This window comes from Cupriavidus sp. SS-3, from assembly GCF_035818815.1.
In the GTDB taxonomy this organism is placed as follows: Bacteria; Pseudomonadota; Gammaproteobacteria; order Burkholderiales; family Burkholderiaceae; genus Cupriavidus; species Cupriavidus taiwanensis_C.
In genome coordinates this window covers 184,142-206,067 of record NZ_JAYLVT010000009.1, presented here as the reverse complement: position 1 = coordinate 206,067, position 21,926 = coordinate 184,142, and the positions used below count along the sequence as shown (strand labels likewise).

At 69.3% G+C, this 21,926-nt stretch carries 17 protein-coding genes; 11 read left to right on the top strand and 6 right to left on the bottom strand.

Features of this window, described 5'->3' with window-relative positions; genetic code table 11:
- Positions 1-54: 54 nt before the first annotated feature.
- From U9J39_RS16140 to U9J39_RS16130, 3 genes are read left to right on the top strand one after another with little or no spacing between them, the layout of a single operon-like run.
- Positions 55-915, top strand: a complete 861-nt coding sequence (locus U9J39_RS16140; protein ID WP_326347548.1) for an ABC transporter permease — start codon at positions 55-57, stop codon at positions 913-915.
- 49 nt (positions 916-964) lie between these two features.
- On the top strand, positions 965-1,513 hold the full coding sequence (locus U9J39_RS16135) for a carboxymuconolactone decarboxylase family protein (RefSeq protein WP_116348298.1): 549 nt from the start codon (positions 965-967) through the stop codon (positions 1,511-1,513).
- A 16-nt stretch (positions 1,514-1,529) separates the two neighbouring features.
- A complete protein-coding gene (locus U9J39_RS16130; RefSeq protein ID WP_326347547.1) occupies positions 1,530-3,272 on the top strand; it encodes an ABC transporter ATP-binding protein in 1,743 nt (580 codons plus the stop codon).
- A gap of 26 nt (positions 3,273-3,298) precedes the next feature.
- Here U9J39_RS16130 and U9J39_RS16125 read toward each other — a convergent pair whose 3' ends face one another.
- Complete coding sequence (locus U9J39_RS16125) at positions 3,299-4,240, bottom strand: AraC family transcriptional regulator (protein ID WP_115713130.1); 942 nt, start codon at positions 4,238-4,240, stop codon at positions 3,299-3,301.
- Between the two features lie 129 nt (positions 4,241-4,369).
- Between U9J39_RS16125 and U9J39_RS16120 the strand changes: the two genes are divergently transcribed.
- From U9J39_RS16120 to U9J39_RS16090, 7 genes are all read left to right on the top strand, one after another.
- Positions 4,370-5,023, top strand: a complete 654-nt coding sequence (locus U9J39_RS16120; protein WP_326347515.1) for a cysteine hydrolase family protein — start codon at positions 4,370-4,372, stop codon at positions 5,021-5,023.
- Positions 5,024-5,107: 84 nt separating this feature from the next.
- Positions 5,108-5,932, top strand: a complete 825-nt coding sequence (locus U9J39_RS16115; protein WP_326347514.1) for an alpha/beta fold hydrolase — start codon at positions 5,108-5,110, stop codon at positions 5,930-5,932.
- A gap of 77 nt (positions 5,933-6,009) precedes the next feature.
- The gene (locus U9J39_RS16110; protein ID WP_116314518.1) at positions 6,010-6,507 is read left to right on the top strand and encodes a hypothetical protein; all 498 of its coding nucleotides are present in this window, start codon (positions 6,010-6,012) and stop codon (positions 6,505-6,507) included.
- Between the two features lie 625 nt (positions 6,508-7,132).
- Positions 7,133-12,994: an excinuclease ABC subunit UvrA gene (gene uvrA, locus U9J39_RS16105; protein ID WP_326347513.1), complete on the top strand. Its 5,862-nt coding sequence runs from the start codon at positions 7,133-7,135 to the stop codon at positions 12,992-12,994.
- A gap of 102 nt (positions 12,995-13,096) precedes the next feature.
- Positions 13,097-13,465, top strand: coding sequence for an endonuclease (locus U9J39_RS16100; protein ID WP_115713135.1), 369 nt, complete (start codon positions 13,097-13,099; stop codon positions 13,463-13,465).
- Between the two features lie 35 nt (positions 13,466-13,500).
- Positions 13,501-14,388 carry an endonuclease/exonuclease/phosphatase family protein gene (locus tag U9J39_RS16095; protein WP_326347512.1) on the top strand — a complete coding sequence of 296 codons (888 nt, stop codon included), beginning with the start codon at positions 13,501-13,503 and terminating at the stop codon, positions 14,386-14,388.
- On the top strand, positions 14,375-15,043 hold the full coding sequence (locus U9J39_RS16090) for a BON domain-containing protein (protein ID WP_326347511.1): 669 nt from the start codon (positions 14,375-14,377) through the stop codon (positions 15,041-15,043). Before U9J39_RS16095 ends, U9J39_RS16090 begins: the two co-directional genes overlap by 14 nt.
- A 58-nt stretch (positions 15,044-15,101) precedes the next feature.
- Here the strand turns inward: U9J39_RS16090 and U9J39_RS16085 are convergent, their stop codons facing one another.
- From U9J39_RS16085 to U9J39_RS16075, 3 genes are read right to left on the bottom strand one after another with little or no spacing between them, the layout of a single operon-like run.
- Complete coding sequence (locus U9J39_RS16085; protein WP_326347510.1) at positions 15,102-15,503, bottom strand: hypothetical protein; 402 nt, start codon at positions 15,501-15,503, stop codon at positions 15,102-15,104.
- Positions 15,504-15,545: 42 nt separating this feature from the next.
- Positions 15,546-15,776: a hypothetical protein gene (locus U9J39_RS16080; RefSeq protein ID WP_092315677.1), complete on the bottom strand. Its 231-nt coding sequence runs from the start codon at positions 15,774-15,776 to the stop codon at positions 15,546-15,548.
- Positions 15,777-15,825: 49 nt separating this feature from the next.
- The gene (locus U9J39_RS16075; RefSeq protein WP_115713139.1) at positions 15,826-16,197 is read right to left on the bottom strand and encodes a BON domain-containing protein; all 372 of its coding nucleotides are present in this window, start codon (positions 16,195-16,197) and stop codon (positions 15,826-15,828) included.
- 468 nt (positions 16,198-16,665) lie between these two features.
- Between U9J39_RS16075 and U9J39_RS16070 the strand changes: the two genes are divergently transcribed.
- Positions 16,666-17,232, top strand: coding sequence for a malto-oligosyltrehalose synthase (locus U9J39_RS16070; RefSeq protein ID WP_115713140.1), 567 nt, complete (start codon positions 16,666-16,668; stop codon positions 17,230-17,232).
- A gap of 10 nt (positions 17,233-17,242) precedes the next feature.
- Here the strand turns inward: U9J39_RS16070 and treY are convergent, their stop codons facing one another.
- Both treY and U9J39_RS16060 read right to left on the bottom strand, forming a co-directional pair.
- Positions 17,243-19,912 carry a malto-oligosyltrehalose synthase gene (gene treY / locus U9J39_RS16065; protein WP_326347509.1) on the bottom strand — a complete coding sequence of 890 codons (2,670 nt, stop codon included), beginning with the start codon at positions 19,910-19,912 and terminating at the stop codon, positions 17,243-17,245.
- Positions 19,909-21,921, bottom strand: coding sequence for an alpha-amylase family glycosyl hydrolase (locus tag U9J39_RS16060; protein WP_326347508.1), 2,013 nt, complete (start codon positions 21,919-21,921; stop codon positions 19,909-19,911). The genes treY and U9J39_RS16060 overlap by 4 nt, the downstream gene beginning before the upstream one ends.
- Between the last annotated feature and the right edge of the window lie 5 nt (positions 21,922-21,926).

Below are 21,926 nucleotides of genomic sequence, written 5' to 3'. Positions count from 1 at the left end.
CTTCCGGCGCCGCTGCAGCCGGCTCATTCCGATGCGCACGGCGCTGCGGCCGACATCACGGTGCCCGTGCTGCCACCCACGGACCGCCGGCGGCGGCTGCGCCGGTTGCTGTCGTCGCCCAGCGCCGTGGCGGGCCTGGCGCTGCTGGCCGTGGTCCTGGCTGCCGCGCTGTCGGCAGGCTGGGTATTCCCCGGCGACCCGCTCGAAATGGCGGCAGAACCGCTGCTGTGGCCGGGGCGCGATGCCGCGTTCCCGCTCGGCTCCGACATGCTGGGCCGCGACATCCTCGCGGGCCTGTTTCATGGCGCGCGCGCCTCGCTGCTGATCGCGGGTGTCTCGACGGCGCTGGCCGTGGTGCTTGGCGTCGCGGGCGGCGTGACGGCCGGCTACTACGGTGGCCGCGCCGACCGCTTGTTCGGCACGCTGACGACATTTTTCCTGACGATCCCGTCGTTCCTGTTCGCGCTGGCCATCGTGGCGGTGGTGCAGCCTTCGGTGTGGAAGATCGCGCTCGCGATCGGCATCACCTCGTGGCCCGCGCTCGGGCGGCTGGTGCGCGCCGAGGTGCTGCGCCTGCGCCACGGCGACATGGTGCTGGCGAGCGAAGCGGTGGGCGCCAGCCACGCGCGCATCATCATCGAGGACATCCTGCCCAACACGCTCACGCCCGTGCTGGTGTCGGCGTCGCTGATGGTGGCCACGGCCATCCTGACCGAATCGAGCCTGGCGTTCCTCGGCCTGGCCGATCCCAACGTCGCGAGCTGGGGAAACATGGTCGGCGCGGGCCGCGAGGTGCTGCGTACGGACTGGTACGTATGCGCATTGCCCGGCCTGGCAATCGTGCTGACCGTGCTCGCGCTGAACCTGCTCGGCGACGGGCTGGCCACCGCCTTCGATCCGCGCGAAGGCCGCTGAACGCCTTCACTGTCCCCGTTACCAACCGACTTCATCACAGGAGAGCGTCTTGGCACGCATTCACGACATCGATCCCGGCGCCCTGCAGGGCGAGGCCCGCACCACCTTCGAACGCGTGGAGCGCGAGTATGGCGCGTTCGGCAACATGCTGCGCGTGCTCGGCCACCGGCCGCCCGCGGTAGCGCACCTGTTCGGCCTGCTGCTGGATTCCGCGCGCGACGCCCTGATTACGCGCCGGCATCTGGAGATCGTGCTGGTCACGGCATCGCGGCTGAACGCGTGCCACTACTGCATCAGCCATCACGTGCCGAGGCTGGAAGCGCTGGGCGTGGCGCCCGAAACGGTAGAGCGGATCCTGGAGCCCGACGTGCCCGGGCTGGACGCCGTGGAGCGCCTGGTGCGCGACTACACCGTGCAAGTCACGACGCAGCGCGTCACCGACACGGTGGTTGCGCGGCTGCGCGAGCATTTCACCGAAGCGCAGGTCGTGGAGCTGACACTGCGTGCGGCGCTGTGCGCATTCTTCGCGCGCTTCAATGAAGCGCTGGAGATCCAGGTCGAGCCCGAACTGCTGGCCGCCGAAATCCACGCCACCTGATTGGCCCAGAGGCATCATGACGCCGTTGCTTTCCCTGCAGGATCTTTCCATCCGCTATCCCGGCGGCGCGCGGCCCGCGGTCTCGGGCCTGAGCCTCGATGTCGGCGCCGGCGAGACCGTCGCGCTCGTGGGCGAATCGGGCTGCGGCAAATCCACGACCGCGCTGGGGTTGCTGCGGCTGCTGCCGGCGACCGCGCAGGTGAGCGGGCGCGTGCTGCTGGAAGGGCGCGACCTGCTGACGCTGCGCGAGCGCGACATGACCGCGCTGCGTGGCAACGCCGTGTCGATGATCTTCCAGGAGCCCATGACCTCGCTCAACCCGGTGCTGAGCGTCGGGGCACAGGTAGTCGAAACGCTGCGGCTGCATACGGCGCTGTCCGTGCAGGCGGCCCATGCGCGGGCAGTCGAATTGCTTGACCAGGTACGCATTCCCGAACCGCAGCGGCGCTTCCATGCCTATCCGCACCAGTTGTCAGGCGGACAGCGCCAGCGCGTGATGATCGCCATGGCGATCGCGTGCACACCGAAGCTGCTGGTGGCCGATGAGCCGACTACCGCGCTCGATGTCACCGTGCAAGCCCAGATACTGGAGTTGCTGGACACGCTGCGGCGCGAGCTGCGCATGGCGATGCTTCTGATCACGCACGACCTTGGCGTGGTGGCGCGCTGGGCCGATCGCGTCGCGGTCATGCACGACGGCATCAAGGTGGAGGAGCAGCCTGCCCGCGCCCTGTTCCGCGAGCCTGCACATGCTTACACGCGCGGGCTGCTCGGCGCGTCGCTGAGCGCCGCGGACGGCGTGGTGCCGCACTATCGGCAGGTCCGCCTGCCCGAGATCCGCGTGGATCGTCGCGCCGACGGCACGCCGGCGGCATTCCGGCTCGAACGTCCGGCGCTGCGTCCGGCTGGCGGCCACGCCACGGCGTCGGCACCGACCCTGCTTGAGGTCGAGGATCTCCACGTGACCCACCGGTCCGGCGCGCACGCTACGGTTGCCGTGCAGGGCGTTTCGTTTTCCATAGCTGCGGGGGAGACCGTGGGCCTGGTTGGCGAATCCGGCTGCGGCAAATCCACGCTCGCGCGGGCCGTGCTGCGCCTCGCGGACCATGACGCGGGGCGCATCGTCTTTGATGGCACGGACATCGCGCCCGTCAACCGCCGGCGGATGCGCCCGTGGCGCGGCGCCATGCAACTGGTGTTCCAGGACCCGTACAGCTCGCTCAACCCGCGCAAGACCGTCGCCGAGGTGCTGGAAGGCGCGCTGCGGATACACGGCGTGCGCGACCGGCAGGAACGGCGCGCACGCGCGGCGGCGATGATAGACCGCGTGGGCTTGCCCGCCGCGGCGCTGCACCGCTATCCGCACGAGTTTTCCGGCGGCCAGCGCCAGCGCATCGGCATCGCCCGCGCACTGATCGTCAGGCCGCGCCTGCTCGTCTGCGATGAACCGGTGTCGGCGCTCGACGTTTCGGTGCAGGCGCAAGTGCTGAACCTGCTCGCCGACCTGCAGGCGGAGTACGGGCTGTCATGCCTGTTCATTTCGCATGACCTTGGCGTCGTGCGCTATATCGCCGACCGCATCCTGGTCATGCGCGAAGGCCGGCTGGTCGAGAGCGGCGACCGTGACGAAATCTGGAACCGGCCCGCGCATCCATACACGCGGCAACTCCTGGCTGCCGTGCCACGGGCACTGCCTGCGCAGGGCCGTGCGCCACTTTCGCAGCATGCAGAAACGCATGCGTCCGGCGTATTTGGATAGCCGGTCTTATTGGTTTGGTTTTCTCCTCATCCACGCAGGCGCTGTCGAAGCGTCTGCGACGGGAGAACTCCAAAGTGGGCGCGATAGAGCGCGGCGAACCGGCCAAAGTCCCAGACACCAAATCGTCCGCAGATCGCGGATACCGTATCGCCCGGCATCGCATTGCATAGGGCTGCGCGAATCGCATGCATGCGGTAGAGCGCCAGGTAGCGATGCGGTCCCATGCCCAGGTATCGATGAAACACGTTGCGAACCGTGCGTTCGGATGCATCGGCAGCCGCGCAGAGGTCTTCCACAAGGACCGTGGTTTCCCCCACGCACTTGAGGTAGCCCAGCGCCCTGCTCAGGATCTGCCGATGACGGGGCTTGAGCCGGAGATGGGTCGCGCCATCGTCGACCGTCAGCACGGCGCGAAACACGAGGTTGACCAGCTCGGCGCGAGCCGTGAGCGTGGCGGCCGGATGGCGCAATTGGTCGGGGTCGTCGCGCTCGACGCGCAAGACGCGCCAAATCGTTGCCAGCAGTTGCGGCACGCCGTTTCGACCGGTGCACACCAGATTGCTGGAGAGCAGCGTGGCGTTGAACTCGTCGACGTGCGTGTGGACCCAGTGCAGGACCAATGGCGCCGATATTGCCACCGTCAGCCAGCTTGCCGCCCGCTCCGCAACGATGTGGAACATCTGGTCGGGCGCCATCCAGCCGACCGTGCGCGCGTCGAAGGCACGGCCATCGACGATGGTGCATTGCTGTGCACTCAACGGCACGAAGATATTGAAGTAGTCGGGCATGCCGACACCCGAATAGGCCGTGGAGGCGCCCTCCCGGCCCATCATGATCGCCACGCCATCGAGGTCGATCACCTTGAGCTGCCAGTCGCGCTGCGGCCGGGACCGCAAGACATACCTTCCCTGGACGCCGTAAAGCGCCGCCTCGAATTCGTCGAACTCCGGGCAGACCAGCTTCGTCATGGATCGCTCCTCGGGCGGCCGTTCACAGCGGGTTGCCATGCAAGTCCAGGCGACATTTGCCGATTTTACGTAGCCGGAGACCAGGGTTTCAAGAAATGATTAGCGGCAAATGGAAGCGAAGGGGAGGCCATGACGGAATCAAGCCAACCAGGGACGTATCCCGCGGCTTCCACAGGATTGCTGCTTGTGGATCCCTACAACGATTTCCTCAGTGAGGGCGGCAAGCTCAACGGCCGGGCAAAGCCGGTCGCCGACCAGGTCGGTACCCTGGCCAACCTGAAAAGGACGCTAGCCGGCGTACGCGCAGCGGGCCTTCAGGTGTTCTACGTGCCACATCATCGCGCGAGGCCTGGTGACTTCTCAACGTGGAGGCATCCCAGCCCGTACCAGTTGGGCGCCAGCCGTGCGCAGGTTTTTGCCGAGGGCAGCTGGGGAGGCCAGTGGCATCCGGATTTCGAGCCGCTTCCCGGAGACATCATCGTTCACGAACATTGGGGCGGCAGCGGCTTTGCCAACACCGACCTTGACCTGCAACTTAAGCAGCACGGTATCCAGAAGGTCATTCTGGTCGGGATGCTGGCCAATACCTGCATCGAGACGACGGGACGCTTTGCGGCGGAACTCGGCTATCACGTGACGCTGGTGCGCGATGCCACCGCAGCGTTCTCGGCGGAGGCCATGCATGCCGCGCATGAGATCAACGGACCAACGTTCGCCCACGCCATCCTCACGACCGCGGAGTTGTGTTCGGCGCTGGGCGACGCGGGCGGTGGGCAACGGTAAGCAATCCTGAAATCGCGGCTTGCAGACGCCGCCACCAACGCGACCGCCCCGGCGAGCAGGGGCAACCAACCAGGAGGGAATACCATGCAAACCGTCAGGACGAAGGATGGTGTCGACATTTTTTACAAGGACTGGGGCAGTGGCCAGCCCATCGTCTTTTCCCACGGATGGCCGCTGAGCGCGGACGACTGGGACGCGCAGATGATGTTTTTCCTGAACCATGGATTCCGTGTCATTGCGCATGACCGGCGTGGCCACGGCCGGTCCACGCAGATCGCCAGCGGCCACGACATGGATCACTATGCCGACGATCTGGCAGTGCTGACTGCCCATCTGGAGCTGAAAAACGCCATCCACATTGGCCATTCCACCGGCGGCGGTGAAGTCGTGCGCTATCTGGCGCGACACGGCGAGAGCCGCGTGGCGAAGGCAGTCCTGATCGCCGCTGTGCCGCCGTTGATGGTGAAGACGCAGGCCAATCCGGGCGGATTGCCAAAGGAAGTCTTCGACGGGTTCCAGGCGCAGGTTGCAAACAACCGGGCACAGTTCTACCGCGATATCCCTGCTGGTCCCTTCTATGGCTTCAACCGGCCCGGCATCAAGGCAGACGAAGGGGTGGTTGGAAACTGGTGGCGCCAGGGCATGCAGGGTAGCGCCAAGGCGCACTACGACGGCATCGTCGCCTTTTCACAGACCGATTTCACGGAGGACCTGAAGAAGATCACCGTGCCGACGCTGGTAATGCATGGCGACGACGACCAGATTGTGCCCTATGCCGATTCCGCACCCCTTTCGGCAAAGCTGTTGCGCAATGGCATCCTGAAGACCTACAAGGGGTTCCCACATGGCATGCCTACCACGCATGCCGAGACGATTAACGCGGACCTGCTGGCTTTCGTTCGCTCCTGATCATTCCCCGCTCGCGCAGACGTGCTGCCGATACGGATCCTCCACGGCGTTTAAGCAGGCGAACCCGGAGTGCCATCATGCTCAACCTCAGTCCGTTCGGCGTCTTCCACACCGCGATTGCCCTGGTGGCAGTGGCGTGTGGTCTGGTGGCGTTGTTCAAGCACGGCGAGATCGGGATGCGGACGCGATCCGGCCGGCTCTATATATGGCTGACGGCAGCGACGGCATTCACCGGGCTCTTTATTTTCCGCCATGGCGGATTCGGGCCGCCCCATGCACTGGCAATCCTGACGTTGGCAGTGCTCGCCATTGCCGGTGCCTGCGAGCGACATAGGGAAGCGGGTGTAGCACGCTACCTGGCCGTACTGGGCTACTCGCTTACGCTGTTCTTCCATCTGATCCCAGGATTGACGGAGACCGGCACGCGCATCCCGATCGGCAATCCGGCCTTCAGCGGTCCGGAAGATCCGACACTGAAGGCGCTGGTTGGCATCGGCTTCCTCGTCTACCTGAGTGGCGCGACGGTCCAGGCGATGCGTATCCGCCGCTCCCAACGACTGACGGTCACCCCCTGAATCCCTTGCCGGCACGCCGTCCTGCACCCGCTCAGGCCACTCCCAATGATCCGGTGGTGAGATAGCCACCAACTTTCCAGGAGATGCACCGCCGGGCAGAGCTGGTTTCCTTTGATCGGGAAGATGCGACAAGCACAATTCATCTTCTTCTCCGAAACGGGGCACGCACAGCACCAACACCCCGAACTTATTTCCGACTACATCCACGATTTTCTCGCCAGGACCTTTCGCGACGGCGACAGATGAACGCTGCGCCGGGCGACCTTCTTCCGCAACGGTCGTCGACCATGGCTGACCAGAGGTCAACTGTCTGTGTCAGGTCGGCCGTAGCGGCCGATCGGACGAAGCCGCTCGCGCGGCGGAAGTGCAACACCTTGCCGTCCGTTGAGGTGCAATCGCCGACAGCCGCCTACCCGACGCATGGACCCCTGCGTCCACTCCAGTCCAGCAAATTCCGGTTATCCAGTCCAGCCAAAGCGCGCGTAGTCCGGCTAATTCCGTTGCCTGCACCCGCCGATGTGGGCAATCGATACGAATTCCTTTCCAACCTGATAGACTGTATGGATGTACAGTGGTCCGGGTGACTCCCGCCATTCCCTTAACATCCTGATCCGAAAGAGAAATCGTGTCGAGCAAGCAGCTAATCCGCATTCGCGGCGCCCGCCAGCACAACCTCAAGGATGTCGATCTCGACCTGCGTCCTGGCGAGATGACCGTGGTGACGGGGCCGTCGGGCTCCGGCAAGTCCAGCCTGGTGTTCGACACGCTCTATGCCGAAGGCCAGCGCCGCTACGTCGAGACCTTCAGCGCCTACGCCCGCCAGTTCCTGGACCGGATGGACCGGCCCCAGGTCGAACGCGTCGACGGCGTGCCGCCGGCCATCGCCATCGACCAGACCAACCCGGTGCGCAGCTCGCGGTCTACGGTCGGCACGATGACCGAGCTGAACGACCACCTGAAGCTGCTGTACGCGCGCGCGGCCGAGCTGTTCGACAAGCAGACCGCGCAGCCGGTGCGCCATGACTCGCCAGAAACCATCTATGCCGATCTGGTCGCGCGCACGGCCGCGGGCCAGCCGCACCACGACGCACGGCTGGTGGTGACCTTCCCGGTGGAACTGCCGGAATCGGCCACCGACGAGGAAGTCCAGCAGTGGCTGTCGGTCAGCGGCTATACCCGGGTGCAGGCGCAGCGCGTGGTGCCGTCGCCCACCGGCGCGCGCAAGCTGCTCGACGTGGTCGCGGACCGCTTCCGCATCGGCAATGCCGAGAAAGTGCGCGTGGTCGAGGCCATCGAGGCCTCGCTCCGGCGGGGCGGCGGGCGCGTCAACATCTACGTGCTGGCCGACGGCGACGACGGCCCGGTGTGGCGCTATTCCACCGGCCTGCACAGCCCCGACAGCGACCTGCGCTATGCCGACCCGCAGCCCGCGCTGTTTTCCTTCAACTCGGCCTACGGCGCCTGCGAAACCTGCCGCGGCTTCGGCCGCGTGATCGGGGTCGACCTGGGCCTGGTGATTCCCGATGCGCGCAAGACGCTGCGTGGCGGCGCGATCAAGCCGATGCAGACGCCGGCCTGGAAGGAATGCCAGGACGACCTGATGCGCTATGCCGGCAAGGCAGGCATCCCGCGCGACACGCCCTGGGCGGAGCTGACCGAGGCCGAGCGCGATTGGGTCGTCCACGGCTCGCCGGACTGGAACGGGCAGTGGAACAAGCAGTGGTACGGCGTGATGCGGTTCTTCAACTACCTCGAGTCGAAGGCCTACAAGATGCACATCCGCGTGCTGCTGTCGAAGTACCGCAGCTACACGCCGTGCGAGACCTGCGGCGGCGCGCGCCTGAAGACCGAGTCGCTGCTGTGGCGCCTGGGCTCGAAGGACAATGCCGACGCCGTGCTGGCGCCGCAGCGCCGCTTCCTGCCGCGCGGCGTGGACTGGGACCGCACCCGGCTCGAGGCGCTGCCGGGCCTGACCGTGCATGACCTGATGCTGCTGCCGATCGAGCGGATCCGCCGCTTCTTCGACGAGCTGTCGCTGCCCAGCGCGATGCTGGACGATGCGCTCAAGTTGCTGCTGGCCGAGGTGCGCACGCGCCTGAAGTACCTGTGCGACGTGGGCCTGGGCTACCTGACGCTGGACCGCCAGAGCCGCACGCTGTCCGGCGGCGAGGTGCAGCGCATCAACCTGACCACGGCGCTGGGCACGTCGCTGGTCAACACGCTGTTCGTGCTGGACGAACCCAGCATCGGCCTGCACCCGCGCGACCTGAACCGCATCGTCGAGGCCATGCACCGGCTGCGCGACGCGGGCAATACGCTGGTGGTGGTCGAGCATGATCCGTCGGTGATGCTGGCCGCCGACCGCCTGATCGACATGGGCCCCGGCCCTGGCGAGCGCGGCGGCAACATCATCTTCGACGGCACCCCGGCGGATATCCGCCAGGCCGGCACGCTGACCGGCGATTACCTGGGCGGGCGCCGGCGCGTGGCCGATGCCTCGCACTGGCAGCGCCGGCCGGTCGACGGCAAGCTGCCGCGCATCGTGCTGGAGGGCGCGACCGAGCACAACCTGCAGGATGTCACGGTGGAAATCCCGCTGCAGCGGCTGGTATGCGTGACCGGCGTGTCCGGCTCGGGCAAGTCCACGCTGCTGCAGGATGTGCTGTATCCCGCCATGGCGCGGCACTTCGGCAAGGCCACCGAGTCGCCGGGCGCGTTCCGCCAGCTGACCGGCGCCGACCTGGTCGACGACGTGGTCTTCGTCGACCAGTCGCCGATCGGCAAGACCGCACGCTCCAACCCGGCCAGCTATGTCGGCGCTTTCGACGAGATCCGCAAGCTCTTCGCCAGGGCGCCGCTGGCCCTGCAGCGCAGCTATACCGCGGGTACCTTCAGCTTCAACTCCGGCGACGGGCGCTGCCCGACCTGCGGCGGCTCCGGCTTCGAGCACGTCGAGATGCAGTTCCTCAGCGACGTCTACCTGCGCTGCCCGGACTGCGACGGCACCCGCTACCGTGCCGAAGTGCTCGAAGTAAAGATCGAGCGCGCCGCGCCCGGCCAGCCGCCACGCCTGCTCAGCATCGCGGATGTGCTGGAACTGACCGTCAGCGAGGCCGCGGCCTGCTTTGCCGGCGACGCGGCGGTGCTGCGCGTGCTGCAGCCCATCGTCGATGTCGGGCTGGAATACATGAAGCTGGGCCAGCCGGTGCCGACGCTGTCGGGCGGCGAGGCGCAGCGTCTGAAGCTGGCCGGCTTCCTTGCGGAAGCCGCGCAGTCGACGCCGTCGCGCACGCGGGCCAGCAACCTGCCGCGCCGGCTGTTCATGTTCGACGAGCCCACCACGGGCCTGCATTTCGACGACATTGCCAAGCTGATGCAGGCCTTCGGCAAGCTGCTCGACGGCGGTCATTCGCTGATCGTGATCGAGCACAACCTGGACGTGATCCGTGCCGCGGACTGGCTGATCGACCTCGGCCCCGAGGGGGGCGACGCGGGCGGGCGCGTGGTCTGCACCGGCACGCCCGAAGACGTGAAGCGCTGCGCCGGGTCGCATACCGGCCAGGCGCTGATCCACTATGACGCGGCCCTCGGTGAAGCCGGCACGCTGGCGGCCGAACGCGCCGAGGCGGAAGGCGTGCCGCTGCAGGCCGCGCTGCAGGCGCGGCGCGCGCGCCGCGAGGTGGAGGGCGAGGACGTGGTGCGCATCGTCAATGCGCACGAGCACAACCTGAAGGCGCTGAACGTCGACATCCCGCACGGCAAGTTCAACGTGGTCACCGGCGTGTCGGGTTCCGGCAAGTCGACGCTGGCGTTCGACATCCTGTTCCACGAGGGCCAGCGCCGCTACCTGGAATCGCTCAACGCCTATGCCCGTTCGATCGTGCAGCCCGCGGGCCGGCCCGAAGTGGATGCGGTCTACGGCATCCCGCCGACGGTGGCGATCGAGCAGCGGCTGTCGCGCGGCGGCCGCAAGAGCACGGTGGCGACCACCTCCGAGGTCTGGCACTTCCTGCGCCTGCTGTACGTCAAGCTGGGCATCCAGCACTGCGTGCACGACGGCGCGCCGGTAACCTCGCAGAGCCCGGAATCGATCGCCGCACAACTGCTGCGCGACCATCGCGGCCAGCACGTGGGGCTGCTGGCGCCGCTGGTGGTGAACCGCAAGGGGGTCTACACGGACCTGGCCAAATGGGCCAAGGCGCGCGGCAACACGCACCTGCGCGTCGACGGCGAATTCCTGCCGGTGGACCCGTGGCCGCGGCTGGACCGCTTCCGCGAGCACACCATCGAGCTGCCCGTCGGCGACCTGGTGGTGTCCGCCGACAACGAGGCCGGGCTGCGCGCGCTGCTGGCGCAGGCGCTGGAGGCCGGCAAGGGCGTGATGCACCTGCTGGCGCCGCTGGACGGACTGGACCATGCCATGCACAACGGCGGTACCGCGCATGTCGGCGAGGTCAAGGTGTTCTCGACCAAGCGTGCCTGCCCGCAATGCGGCACCAGCTATCCGGAACTGGACCCGCGCATGTTCTCGTACAACAGCAAGCACGGCTGGTGCGGCACCTGCGTCGGCACCGGGCTGGCGCTGACGCGCGAGCAGCGCGCGGCCTTCGACGACACCGTGCTGGCAGACGACAACCGCGGCCGCGAGCAGAGCCTGCCGTCGGAAGAGCAGGAACCCGAAGGCGTGGTCGACACGCCGTGCCCGGACTGCCACGGCACCCGCCTGAACCCGGTGGCGCGCGCGGTGACCTTCGACGACAACGCGATTGTCGAGGTGGCGCAGTGGACCGTGTCGGAGACCCGCCGCTGGGTCGACGGGCTGCGCCTGTCCGGACGCGATGCCGAGATCGCGCGCGACGTGGTCAGCGAGATCGGCAGCCGCCTGCAGTTCCTGGAAGAAGTGGGGCTGGGCTACCTGAGCCTGGACCGTGCCGCGCCCAGCCTGTCCGGCGGCGAGGCGCAGCGCATCCGCCTGGCGGCGCAACTCGGCAGCAACCTGCAGGGCGTGTGCTACGTGCTGGACGAGCCGACCATCGGCCTGCATCCGCGCGACAACCAGATCCTGCTGGACGCGCTGCGCAAGCTGGGCGACAAGGGCAACACGCTGGTGGTGGTGGAGCATGACGAAGACACCATCCGTCGCGCCGACCATATCATCGACATCGGCCCGGGCGCGGGCAAGCGCGGCGGCACGCTGGTGGCGCAGGGCGGCGTGGCCGAGCTGGCCGCGGCAACGGCGTCCACCACCGGCCAGTTCCTGGCCAACCCGATCGTCCATCCGCTGCAGCCGCGGCGCACGGTCAGGCCCGGCGCAGCAGGCAAGCCCGCGGATCCGCCGCAATGGCTGACGGTGCACGGCGCGTCGCTGCACAACCTGCGCAATGTGACCGCGCGCCTGCCGCTGTCGCGGCTGGTGGCGATCACGGGCGTGTCCGGCTCGGGCAAGTCGACGCTGGCGCGCGATGTGCTGATGACCAACCTGCTCGATGCGGTGGGCCGCTCGGTGCTGTCGTCGCCGGCGACGCGGCGCGCGCGCAACGCGGCCAAGGATGAGAACGGCGCGGGCAAGGGCAGTGCCAGGAAGCCGCTCGACGTCCAGCACAACTGGCACGGCTGCGAAGCGATTACCGGCTGGGAAACCATCGACCGCGTGCTGGAAGTGGACCAGACTCCGATCGGCAAGACCCCGCGCTCCTGCCCGGCGACCTATATCGGCGTGTGGGACACCATCCGCCGGCTGTTCGCCGATACGCTGGAAGCGCGCGCACGCGGCTACACCGCCTCGCGCTTCTCGTTCAACACCGGCGACGGGCGCTGCCCGGCGTGCGAAGGGCAGGGCGTGCGCACCATCGGCATGAGCTTCCTGCCGGACGTGAAGGTGCCGTGCGATGTCTGCCACGGCCAGCGCTTCAACCCCGAGACCCTGGCCGTGACCTGGCGCGGCAAGAATATCGGCGAAGTGCTGACCATGGAGATCGACGAGGCGGTGGAGTTCTTCTCGGCCATGTCGAACATCGCCCATCCGCTGCAGCTGATGAAGGATGTGGGCCTGGGCTACCTGACGCTGGGCCAGCCGTCGCCGACGCTGTCAGGCGGCGAGGCCCAGCGCATCAAGCTGGTGACCGAACTGAGCAAGGTGCGCGACGACATCACGCGGCGCGGGCAGAAGCCACCGCACACGCTGTATGTGCTCGACGAACCCACCGTGGGCCTGCACATGGCCGACGTGGCGCGCCTGATCCGCGTGCTGCACCGGCTCGCCGACGGCGGCCACAGCGTGGTGGTGATCGAGCACGATCTCGACGTGATTGCAGAGGCCGACTGGATCATCGATCTCGGCCCCGAGGGCGGCGCGGGCGGCGGCACCATCGTCGGCGCGGCCGATCCCGAAGCGCTGTCGCGCAACCGCGCCAGCCATACGGGTGCGGCACTGGTGCCGGTGCTGGCGCGGGGCAACGCCGCCGCAGGCAAGGTGGGCATCGCCTGAGGCCGCGGGGCCAGGCGCGCGGCGAAGCGAAAGGCGGTACGGGCACGCCTTTCGCTTGCCCATGGTTACTGGCGCGCACATCGCGCCCTAACGGAGGTAACCATGAAGCATTTCCGCACCAGCCGACTCCTTGCCGCCCTCGCCGTGGCGGCGGCCGCCATCCCCGCCATGGCACAGACGCCGGGCACGCCGCGCGGCTCCTACGACCCATATTCGCAGGGCGCGCGCAGCACCGACAAGTTCGACCCATATACGCAGGGGGCCAACGCGCCGACGCGTACTGACCTGGCCCCGACGGCACCTGCGGCCACCGCGCCGGAGGCGCAGCCGTCGACCATGCCGGCGCAGCCTGGCATGCCTGGCACCACCATGCAACGCACGCCGGACCCGTATATGGAAGGGGCTCGCTGGGAAAGCCCTGACCTGGGCCGCCGCATCGGCAGGCCTAACCAGTTCCTCGACGGGGCCTGAGGATCGCGCCTTGCAACCGCTCACCGAGACCGGCCATGCGAATGCAACCGGACTTACCGTCCCTTGTAAATCCTGCCCACGCGCGTGAGCCCGGCGATACCCCGGCGCAGGCCGGGGCCCCGGCGGCGTTGCATTGTCCGCCGACGCGCGCAGCCGGCCTGGCCCAGATGACGGTGGTCAGCTACAACATCCACCGCGCCGTCGGCACCGATCGCCGCTATCGCCCCGATCGGATCGCAGCCGTGCTGGCGGAACTCGACGCCGATATCGTTGCGCTGCAGGAGGTGGAATCGGGCAGCAGCAACGACCATACGCTGGAATACCTGGCCGGACACACAGGCATGCACGTGGTGTCGGGCTTTACGCGGGTGCGCGGCAGCGCGGACTACGGCAATGCGCTGCTGACGCGCTTCGCCCCCGAGGCAGTGAACCAGATCGACCTGACCGTCAAGGGCTGCGAGCCGCGCGGTGCCATCGACGCCACCGTCGCCTGCACCGCCTCCGGCTGCGCCAATCCGCTGCGCGTGATCGCGACCCATCTGGGCCTGCGCCCGGGCGAGCGTCGCCACCAGGTGCAGCAGTTGCTGAACTACGTCGCCGCGGCGCCGCCGTTGCCGACCATCCTGCTGGGCGACGTCAACGAGTGGTTCTTGTGGGGCCGGCCGCTGCGCTGGCTGCACGCGTATTTCGAACACACTCCGCACACGGCGACCTTTCCATCGCGGCTGCCGGTGTTTGCGCTGGATCGCATCTGGGTGTCGCCGCGCGCGCACCTGGTGTCGGTGGCCAGCCACCGCTCGCCGCTGGCGCGCGTGGCATCGGACCACCTGCCGCTGGTGGCCTGTTTCGAGGTGCCGGAAGGCGGATGGAATGCGCGGCGTACCACTGCGCACGCGAAGGAGGATTTCAATGAAACACCGTGACGATGAATACCTGCGCAGGCGCCCCGATCACCAGTACGGCAGCAACGACCAGGGTTATAGCGGCATTCCCGCGCAGGCGCGCAACCGCCGGCAGCGTAACCTGACCGCGGGCCGCTATGGCAATACCGCCGAGCGGCTGCCGCGCGACGACACCCGCCCGTTCGAGGCCGAAGAGGAAGGCTGGCATGGCCGGGAGCCTGAATCATGGCGCCGGGGGCGCCCCGCCGAACCCTTGAGCGAACCCTGGGACGAGGCGCGCTATGAAGACGAATGGTCGCGCCGTCGCGTACCGTATGGCGCGCAGCGCTGGGAAGGCCGGCGCGACTGGTATGGCGGGCCAGCCGGCGCGCCTTACGGCACCGATGACTGGGACGTGCCGGCGTACCGCGGCGACCGCCGCGGCGGCCCGAAGAACTACCGCCGCGGGGACGACCGCATCCATGATGAAGTCTGCGACCGGCTCGCGCATGCGCAGGAGCTGGATGTCAGCGAAGTCACGGTGCGGGTGCAGGACGGCCTGGTGACGCTGGAGGGCCACGTCGGCGATCGCCGCAGCAAGTACGACATCGAAGAGATTGCCGAGCGCGTATTCGGCGTGCAGGACGTGATCAACCACATCCGCGTGCGGCCCTACGGCATCCTGGCGTCCGAATGACCAGGGCGGCTCCGCAGCATCCGGAGCCGCCCTCTTAATCCACCCGCTAATCCACCCGCTAATCCACCCGCGGCGGGCGCGGCGGGTTCTCTTCGCGCTCGTCGGTGCGGTCGGCCTTGTCGACGGGCATGTCGGCCGGCAGTGCCTCGGCCGCGCGCACCACTTCATCGGCGATCTCTTCCTCGGGCGTTTCCTCTTCGTCGGGGCTGTGCGCGTCTTCATCGCGCTGCGCGAGCTCGTTCTCGATATCGTCGGTTTCCTGCGCGAGGTCCGGGTCCAGCGTGCTGGGGATATTGCCGGCTTCGGCGCGCGCCGCACCAGTGGCCGTGTTCTGGCGCGAACGGCCGCGGCCCGAGGCGGCTTGCGCGCCTTCGCGCCGGGCACTCGTTAGCGGACTGCCCACGCGGTCGGTGCGGGTGCCGGCATGCCGCGTGGGGCCGGTACGTACGGTCTTGCTCATCATGCCTCCTGTTGGGGCGGGTGCAAGGGGTGGCCGCCGGGTTCAGTAGTTCTCGACCGGCGGCTCGCTTTCTTCGGGCTTGCCGCCGGGGCGTTTCACCGAGGGCGGCTCGCCGTTCTCGTCGGGAATGTCGTGCTCGCGCTCGACATCGTGGCGCCGGTCGCGCCCCGGCTTGCCGCGCTCGTGCTCGGTGTCCGGGCCGCCCTTGTGCGGGTCGCGGGGCTCGCTGCGGCGGCGGGTGGTGTCGTGGTCGGGCTGGCGATGGGTGCTCATCACGTCTCCATCAAGGTTGGCATGGCGCTGCCGGACAGGCGACAAGTCGTCAATCGGTGCCGGCGCGCAGTTCATCCGAAACCGCGCTGACGCCGCGCACCGAACGCGCCAGCTCCATGGCCATCGTACGCTGTTTGTCGTCGCGCACGGTGCCTTCGAGCTTGACCACGCCGTCGGTGGTCGATACCCGGATCTTGCTCGGATCGAGCGTGCGTGCATTGGCCAGGCGTGCCTGGACCTCGGCCGTGATGGCGCGGTCGCTGGTGGCAGCGGTGTCGCGTGGCGCCGCGGTGCGGCCGGTGGATGACGGCGCCGCGGGTGCATCGGTCGGTGCTGCGATGCCCGGCGCGGAGGCCGCCATGGCCAGCACGGCAAGCGGCAACGCCAGCGCGGCGATGCGAATGCGGTAGCGTGCGGTCATAGAGCCCTCCTGTACATGCTGGCGGGCCTGCGGTTCAGCCCGCACCTGCACTTTGCCTGCAAGCTCCGTTCCCGCATGGTCCCGGGCGCAGGCACCGCCACCACCCGGCCGATGCTGCGCCACGGCGCGGACTGTGCGCCATGCGGCGCCGCCGCCGGCGCGGCGCGGTGCCGCATGCGCCGTAGTTTTTACAGGCGCTGCAGAAACTGCATGGCGCGCGTGGCCGACGCGCCGCAGTGCGCTGGCGGCGCTGCGATCGGCGGCCCGCGGCGCCTGGCGTGCCGCTTGCGTTCCGTCCTGTGCTGGCGTGCGGTCCTGTCTATAGTGAAGGAAATGCTGGCAACAACTGGCGTGCGGCAAGTGCCGGCGAGCACCCGCAACGCCGGCCTTCCCGCCGCGGCGCAGCTTGCGGCCGTGTGCTGCCGGGCCAGACAGCGCGGGGGAGCGTATAGCCGTTGCGAGGAAGCCATGAACCTAGCCAGCATTCTGTCCACCGTGGTCCTGGCCTCGTCGGTGTCGGTGTCGTCGGCACCGGTCGAGCGCCAGCTGCTTGCGATCACGCCTTCGGACTTCGCCCAGCGTTTCAACACCGTCGCGCAGGACACCGGTTCCGGCCTGGCCCTGCCCAGCTTCAAGGTCAAGCCCGGATGGCACCGGGCCGCGCCCAGCTCGGGGGTGTCGGTGCTGGTGCGCGCCAGCCGCGCCGGCTACGCCATCGATGAAGTGGTGGTGGTGTGCCGCGAGGTCGAGCGCTGCTTCCTGACCATCTGCACCGCCGCGCTTGCCATCGACGACAGCGTCAACCCGATGCTGCTGCAGCGCTTTATCGTGGCGCGCATTGCCACCGAGCTCGGCGAGGTCGGCCTGGTGATGTCGGGGCTCGCGTACATCGTGGTAACGCCCAAGGAAGACGACTACGTGGCCGTGGTGATCCGGCCCTACCTGCCGCAGGAACGCAGCGCCTCGCCCACCCAGGCCTCGCGCGGGCCGTTCGCGCCGGTCGTATGGCAGTCGACGGCGCCGCCGCACTCCTGAGCCCGACGCATCAGGGCTCGCGCAGCAGCAGCGCGACCGGCAGGCCGCCCAGCACTTCGCGCAGCCGCAGGCGGCCCATGGGCGCGTCGATGACATGGCCGGTCAGGGCATCGGTCCAGCGGCTCGGTTGCGGCGCGCCGACGTTGAGGGTGGTATCGCCCCAGGCCGCTTGCGGAATGCGCGGCAGGGCGGGGTCGACGCGCGCGGCGGCAAGCCGGGTGACCACAGTGATGGCCTGGCGCCCGTCGGCGCTGCGCGCAAACGCCAGCACCTGCGGCACCAGCGCCCCCTGCGCGGCCAGCATGCTGTATTGACCATCGGCGAACAGCGCCGCATGCGTGCGGCGCGCCGCCAGCACCTGGCGCACCAGTTGCTGCTTGATGCGGCCGTCGCGCCAGTGCGCCAGCCAGTGGGCCCAGCCCGCGCTGCAACCCAGCCGTGCCTGCAGCCGGGCGTAGTCGGGCGGGCGCCGGTTGTCGGGATCGACCAGGCTCAGGTCCCAGCCTTCGCAGCCCTGGTAGCGGTCGGGAATGCCGGGCGCGGTCAGTTGCACCAGCACCTGCGCCAGGCTGTTCAGAGCCCCGGCCGCGGCAATGCGCTGCGCGAACTGGCCGATCTGCGCCAGCACACTGCCGGCTCCGCCCGCTGGACCGGGTGCGCAGAGGCCGTGCAGGAAGGCCTCGCATGCGGCTTCGTAATCGGTGTCGGGGCAGGTCCAGTTGCCATGGCGCTTGGCTTCGCGGATGGCCTTGCGCTGCCACGCGCCCACGCGCTCCAGCAAGGGCTGCGCGGCACCGGCGTCGTCGGCAAGGTTCAGGTCTGCCATCGGCCAGGCGCCGACCAGGGTCTGGTACAGCATCAGCCGGTCGCCGGGGTCGGGCGCTTGCGGCAAGGTCGCCAGCAGCGGTGCCGACGCGGCCTCCCACGCGGCCACGGCATCGGCCCACGCGCCCGGGACCTCGCTCAGCACTGCCAGGCGCATGCGCGCGTCTTCGCCGCGCTTGTGGTCGTGGGTCGCGGTGGCGAGCATGGCGTAGGGGCAGGCCAGCCGCCGCGCCGCCATGCGGGCGTGGAACTGCGCCGGCGGCATCGCCAGCCGGGCCGGATCGCTGCCGACTTCGTTGCGCGACAGCAGCCGGCCGTAGCGGTAGAACGCGGTGTCCTCGCCGGCCTTGGCCGCCAGCGCCGGCATCAGCTGCTGCAGCCGGCGGCGCAGCGCGCCGGTTTCGCTGTCGGCCGGCGCGGCGGTGCGCAGGCAGCCGCCGATAAAGGCCAGCGCCACCGCTTCGTCGGGCGCCAGGCCGGCGCGCGCGGCGCGCATGGCTTGTTCGAGCATGGCGTCATCGGCAAGCGCCGCGGCCGCGTCGCGTTCGGCCGGATGCGCATCGAAGTAGCTGCGATACACCGGCACCGCCGCCATCAGCGCGGCCAGCGCGCGCCGCAGCGCCGCCCGGGTCAGGTCGCGCGTGCCGGGCTCCTGCTCGGCGCAGTCGCGCAGGCACGCGGCGGCGCCTTCGAACTCCGTCACCAGGTGCCGCTCCAGCACCTGGCGCCGCGCGGCCTCGACATGCTCGGGAAAGCCGCGCGCATCGCCGCTGACCGTCGTCCACATTGCGTCCAGCGAGGCTTCGCCGTCGCCGTCATGCAGCACCGCGGCGACCTCGTCCATGAAGTCATAGCCGGTGGTGCCATGCACCTGCCAGTCCGGCGCCAGGCGCTCGCGCGGTCCCAGGATCTTCTCGACCACCAGCCACGGACGCTCCAGCCGCAGCGTGGGCGGGCGCGCCGCGGCATGGCGGTCCAGTGCGGCGCGCAGCCTGCGGCAATAGCCGGCGGGATCGGCCAGGCCGTCGACGTGGTCGACGCGCACGCCGTCGATCCAGCCTTCGCGCAGCAGTCGCAGCACCAGCGCATGGACCGCATCGAACACCCGCTCGTCTTCCTCGCGCACGCCGACCAGGTCGCTGATCTCGAAGAAGCGGCGCCAGTTCTGCGCGGCGGCCGCGGTGCGCCACCAGGCCAGCCGGTAGTGCTGGCGTTCCAGCAGGGCATGGAGCCGGCTGCGGCCCTCGGCATGCGTGGCGTCGTACCAGGCCGGGCCGTCGCGCTCGGCTTCGGCGTCGACGCTGCCCGGCGCCAGCGGCAGGGTGTGGTCGAAATAGCGCAGATGGGCGGGGGCATCGTCGCTGGCCGGAACCCAGTGCAGTTCGCCGGCCACCACGGTGTCCCAGTACGACTGCCCCAGCATCGGCAGCAGCACCTTGTCGTGCAGCGCCGGGTCGCGCGGGGTCCAGTCGATGTCGAAGCTGGCCGCGCAAGGGCTGCCGCGGCCATGCGCCAGCACGTCGCGCCACCAGCCGTTGTGGGTCGGGTCGGCCGCCATGTGGTTGGGCACGATGTCGACGATCAGGCCGAGGCCCGCGTCGCGGGCGCGCGCGGCCAGCGCTTTCAGGCCGGGCTCGCCGCCCAGCTCGTCGCGCACCGCGGTGAAATCGGTGACGTCATAGCCATGGGTGGAGCCGGGCCGCGCGCCGCATATGGGCGACAGGTAAAGATGGCTGACGCCCAGCGCGGCGTAGTAGCCGACCACGGCGGCGGCATCGGCAAAGGTGAAGCCCGGGTGCAGCTGCAGCCGGGCGGTTGCGCGTGGCAGCGCTTGCGGCGCGCCGTCAGGCATCATCGCGCACGGGCCGCGGCGGGCTCGCACACGGTGGCCACGCACGCGCGCTGCGGCAGCAGCCCGGCCGACAAGGCCGCGGCCGCGCCGGCGCTGCTTTCATGCAGCGCGGTGCTGCGGTCGTGGCACGGCCGCGTGCACGGCACCGCTTCGTTGCCCAGGTTGAGCCACAGGCTCAGTTCGACCCCGTCCATCAGCCGCCAGCGCGCGCACAGCGCCGCCGGCCCCAGCACGTCGACGCCGGCGCTCTGGCAGCCGGCCAGCCGGTGCAGCAGTTCGCGCCGCCGCACGGCGAGCAGTTCGCGGTAGTAGGGCGTCCAGTCGCCGTCATCGTCGAAGCCCGGGCGCGAGGCTTCGAACGTGGCCGGGTCGTTGGGGTCGGGGATGGCCGCCGCGCGGGCGTCGTCGCGAAACGCGGCGGTCGCGGCGAACTCGCGCCGGCGTCCGTCGCGCACGGCCCGGGCCAGCTCGGGCGGATGGCTGGTGAAATACAGAAACGGCTGCGCGCTGCCGGTTTCCTCGCCCATGAACACCAGCGGCACCTGCGGACACAGCAGCTGCAGGGCGATGGCCGCGCGCAGTGCCTCGCGGTCGGCCAGTTGCGCCAGCCGTTCGCCGAGGGCGCGGTTGCCGGTCTGGTCGTGGTTCTGCAGGAAGCAGACGAAGGCCGTGGGCGGCAGGTGCGCGCTGGGCTGGCCGCGCCGCACGCCATCCGCTACCGCGGGCAGCGCGGCGGAGCGGAACGCCGAGCGTTCGCCCTGGTAGGCAAAGCCTTCGCCCAGCACGCGCGCGAGGTGGCGCAGCGCAGGCACGCCGCGCCCGGCGGCGGCGCTGTCGCCATTGCCACCACTGCCGCCATTGCCCGTATCCGGCGCCGCGCTGTAGTCGCGGTAGTAGCCATCGTCCTCGCCGGTCAGCAGCACGTGCAGCGCGTGGTGCGCGTCGTCGTTCCACTGCGCGTCGTAGCCCGCGGCCAGCAGCGCGGCGTCGTTGTCGTCGTTCTCCAGCACCAGGTGGACATGCCGGCGCGGGCCGTCGCCATCGGCCAGCGCGGTGCGCAGTTCGCCTGGCAGTGCCGCCAGCCAGCCTTCGTCCTCGATGGCATGCACGGCGTCCAGGCGCAGGCCGTCGAAGCGGAACTGCTCGAGCCAGTAGCGCGCGTTCTCGGTAAAGAAGCGCCGCACCTGCGGCCGGCGGAAATCGATGGCGGGCCCCCACGGGGTCTGGCGGTCCGCGCGGAAAAAGGCGCTGGCGTAGCGGTGCAGGTAGTTGCCTTCGGGCCCGAAATGGTTGTAGACCACGTCCAGCAGCACCATCATGCCGAGCTGGTGGGCGCGGTCGACCAGTGCCCGCAGTTCGTCCGGCGTGCCGTAGCCGGACTCCGGCGCAAACGGCAGCACGCCGTCATAGCCCCAGTTGCGCGTTCCGGGAAACTCGGCGACCGGCATCAGCTCGACCGCGGTGAAGCCCAGCGCCGCCAGCCGCGGCAGTTGCTGCGCGGCGCCCGCGTAGCCGCCGCACAGGCCGACGTGCATTTCATAGACGATGGCTTCGTGCCAGGGACGGCCGCGCCAGTCCGGGCAGGTCCATGCAAACGCGCTCGCGGCGTCGCCTGCCGGCACGATGCTGGGGCCGTGGACATCGTCGGCCTGCCAGCGCGAGGCCGGGTCGGGCACGGTGGTGCCGTCGTCGAGCCGGAACCAGTAGCGCGCGCCCGCGCAGCCCGGCACGATCGCCTCGAACCAGCCGTTGGGTCCGCATGCCATCGGCACCGGGCCCAGCCCGGCGATCTCCACGCGCACCGCGTGGCCCTGCTCGGCGGCGTCGGGCGCCCACAGCCGGAAGCGTACCCGTCCGTCCGGCAGCCAGGCCGGCCCGAACAGGTAGTCCTGCGTGGGTTCGTCGTGGGTGCAGAAGGGGGATGCCGAAGGCGCGGCAAAGCAGTCGAACGGCGCCAGCGGCGGCACGGCAGAGCGGGTGCCGGGGGCGAGTAGAAAGGGGTCGGCGTTCAAATTCG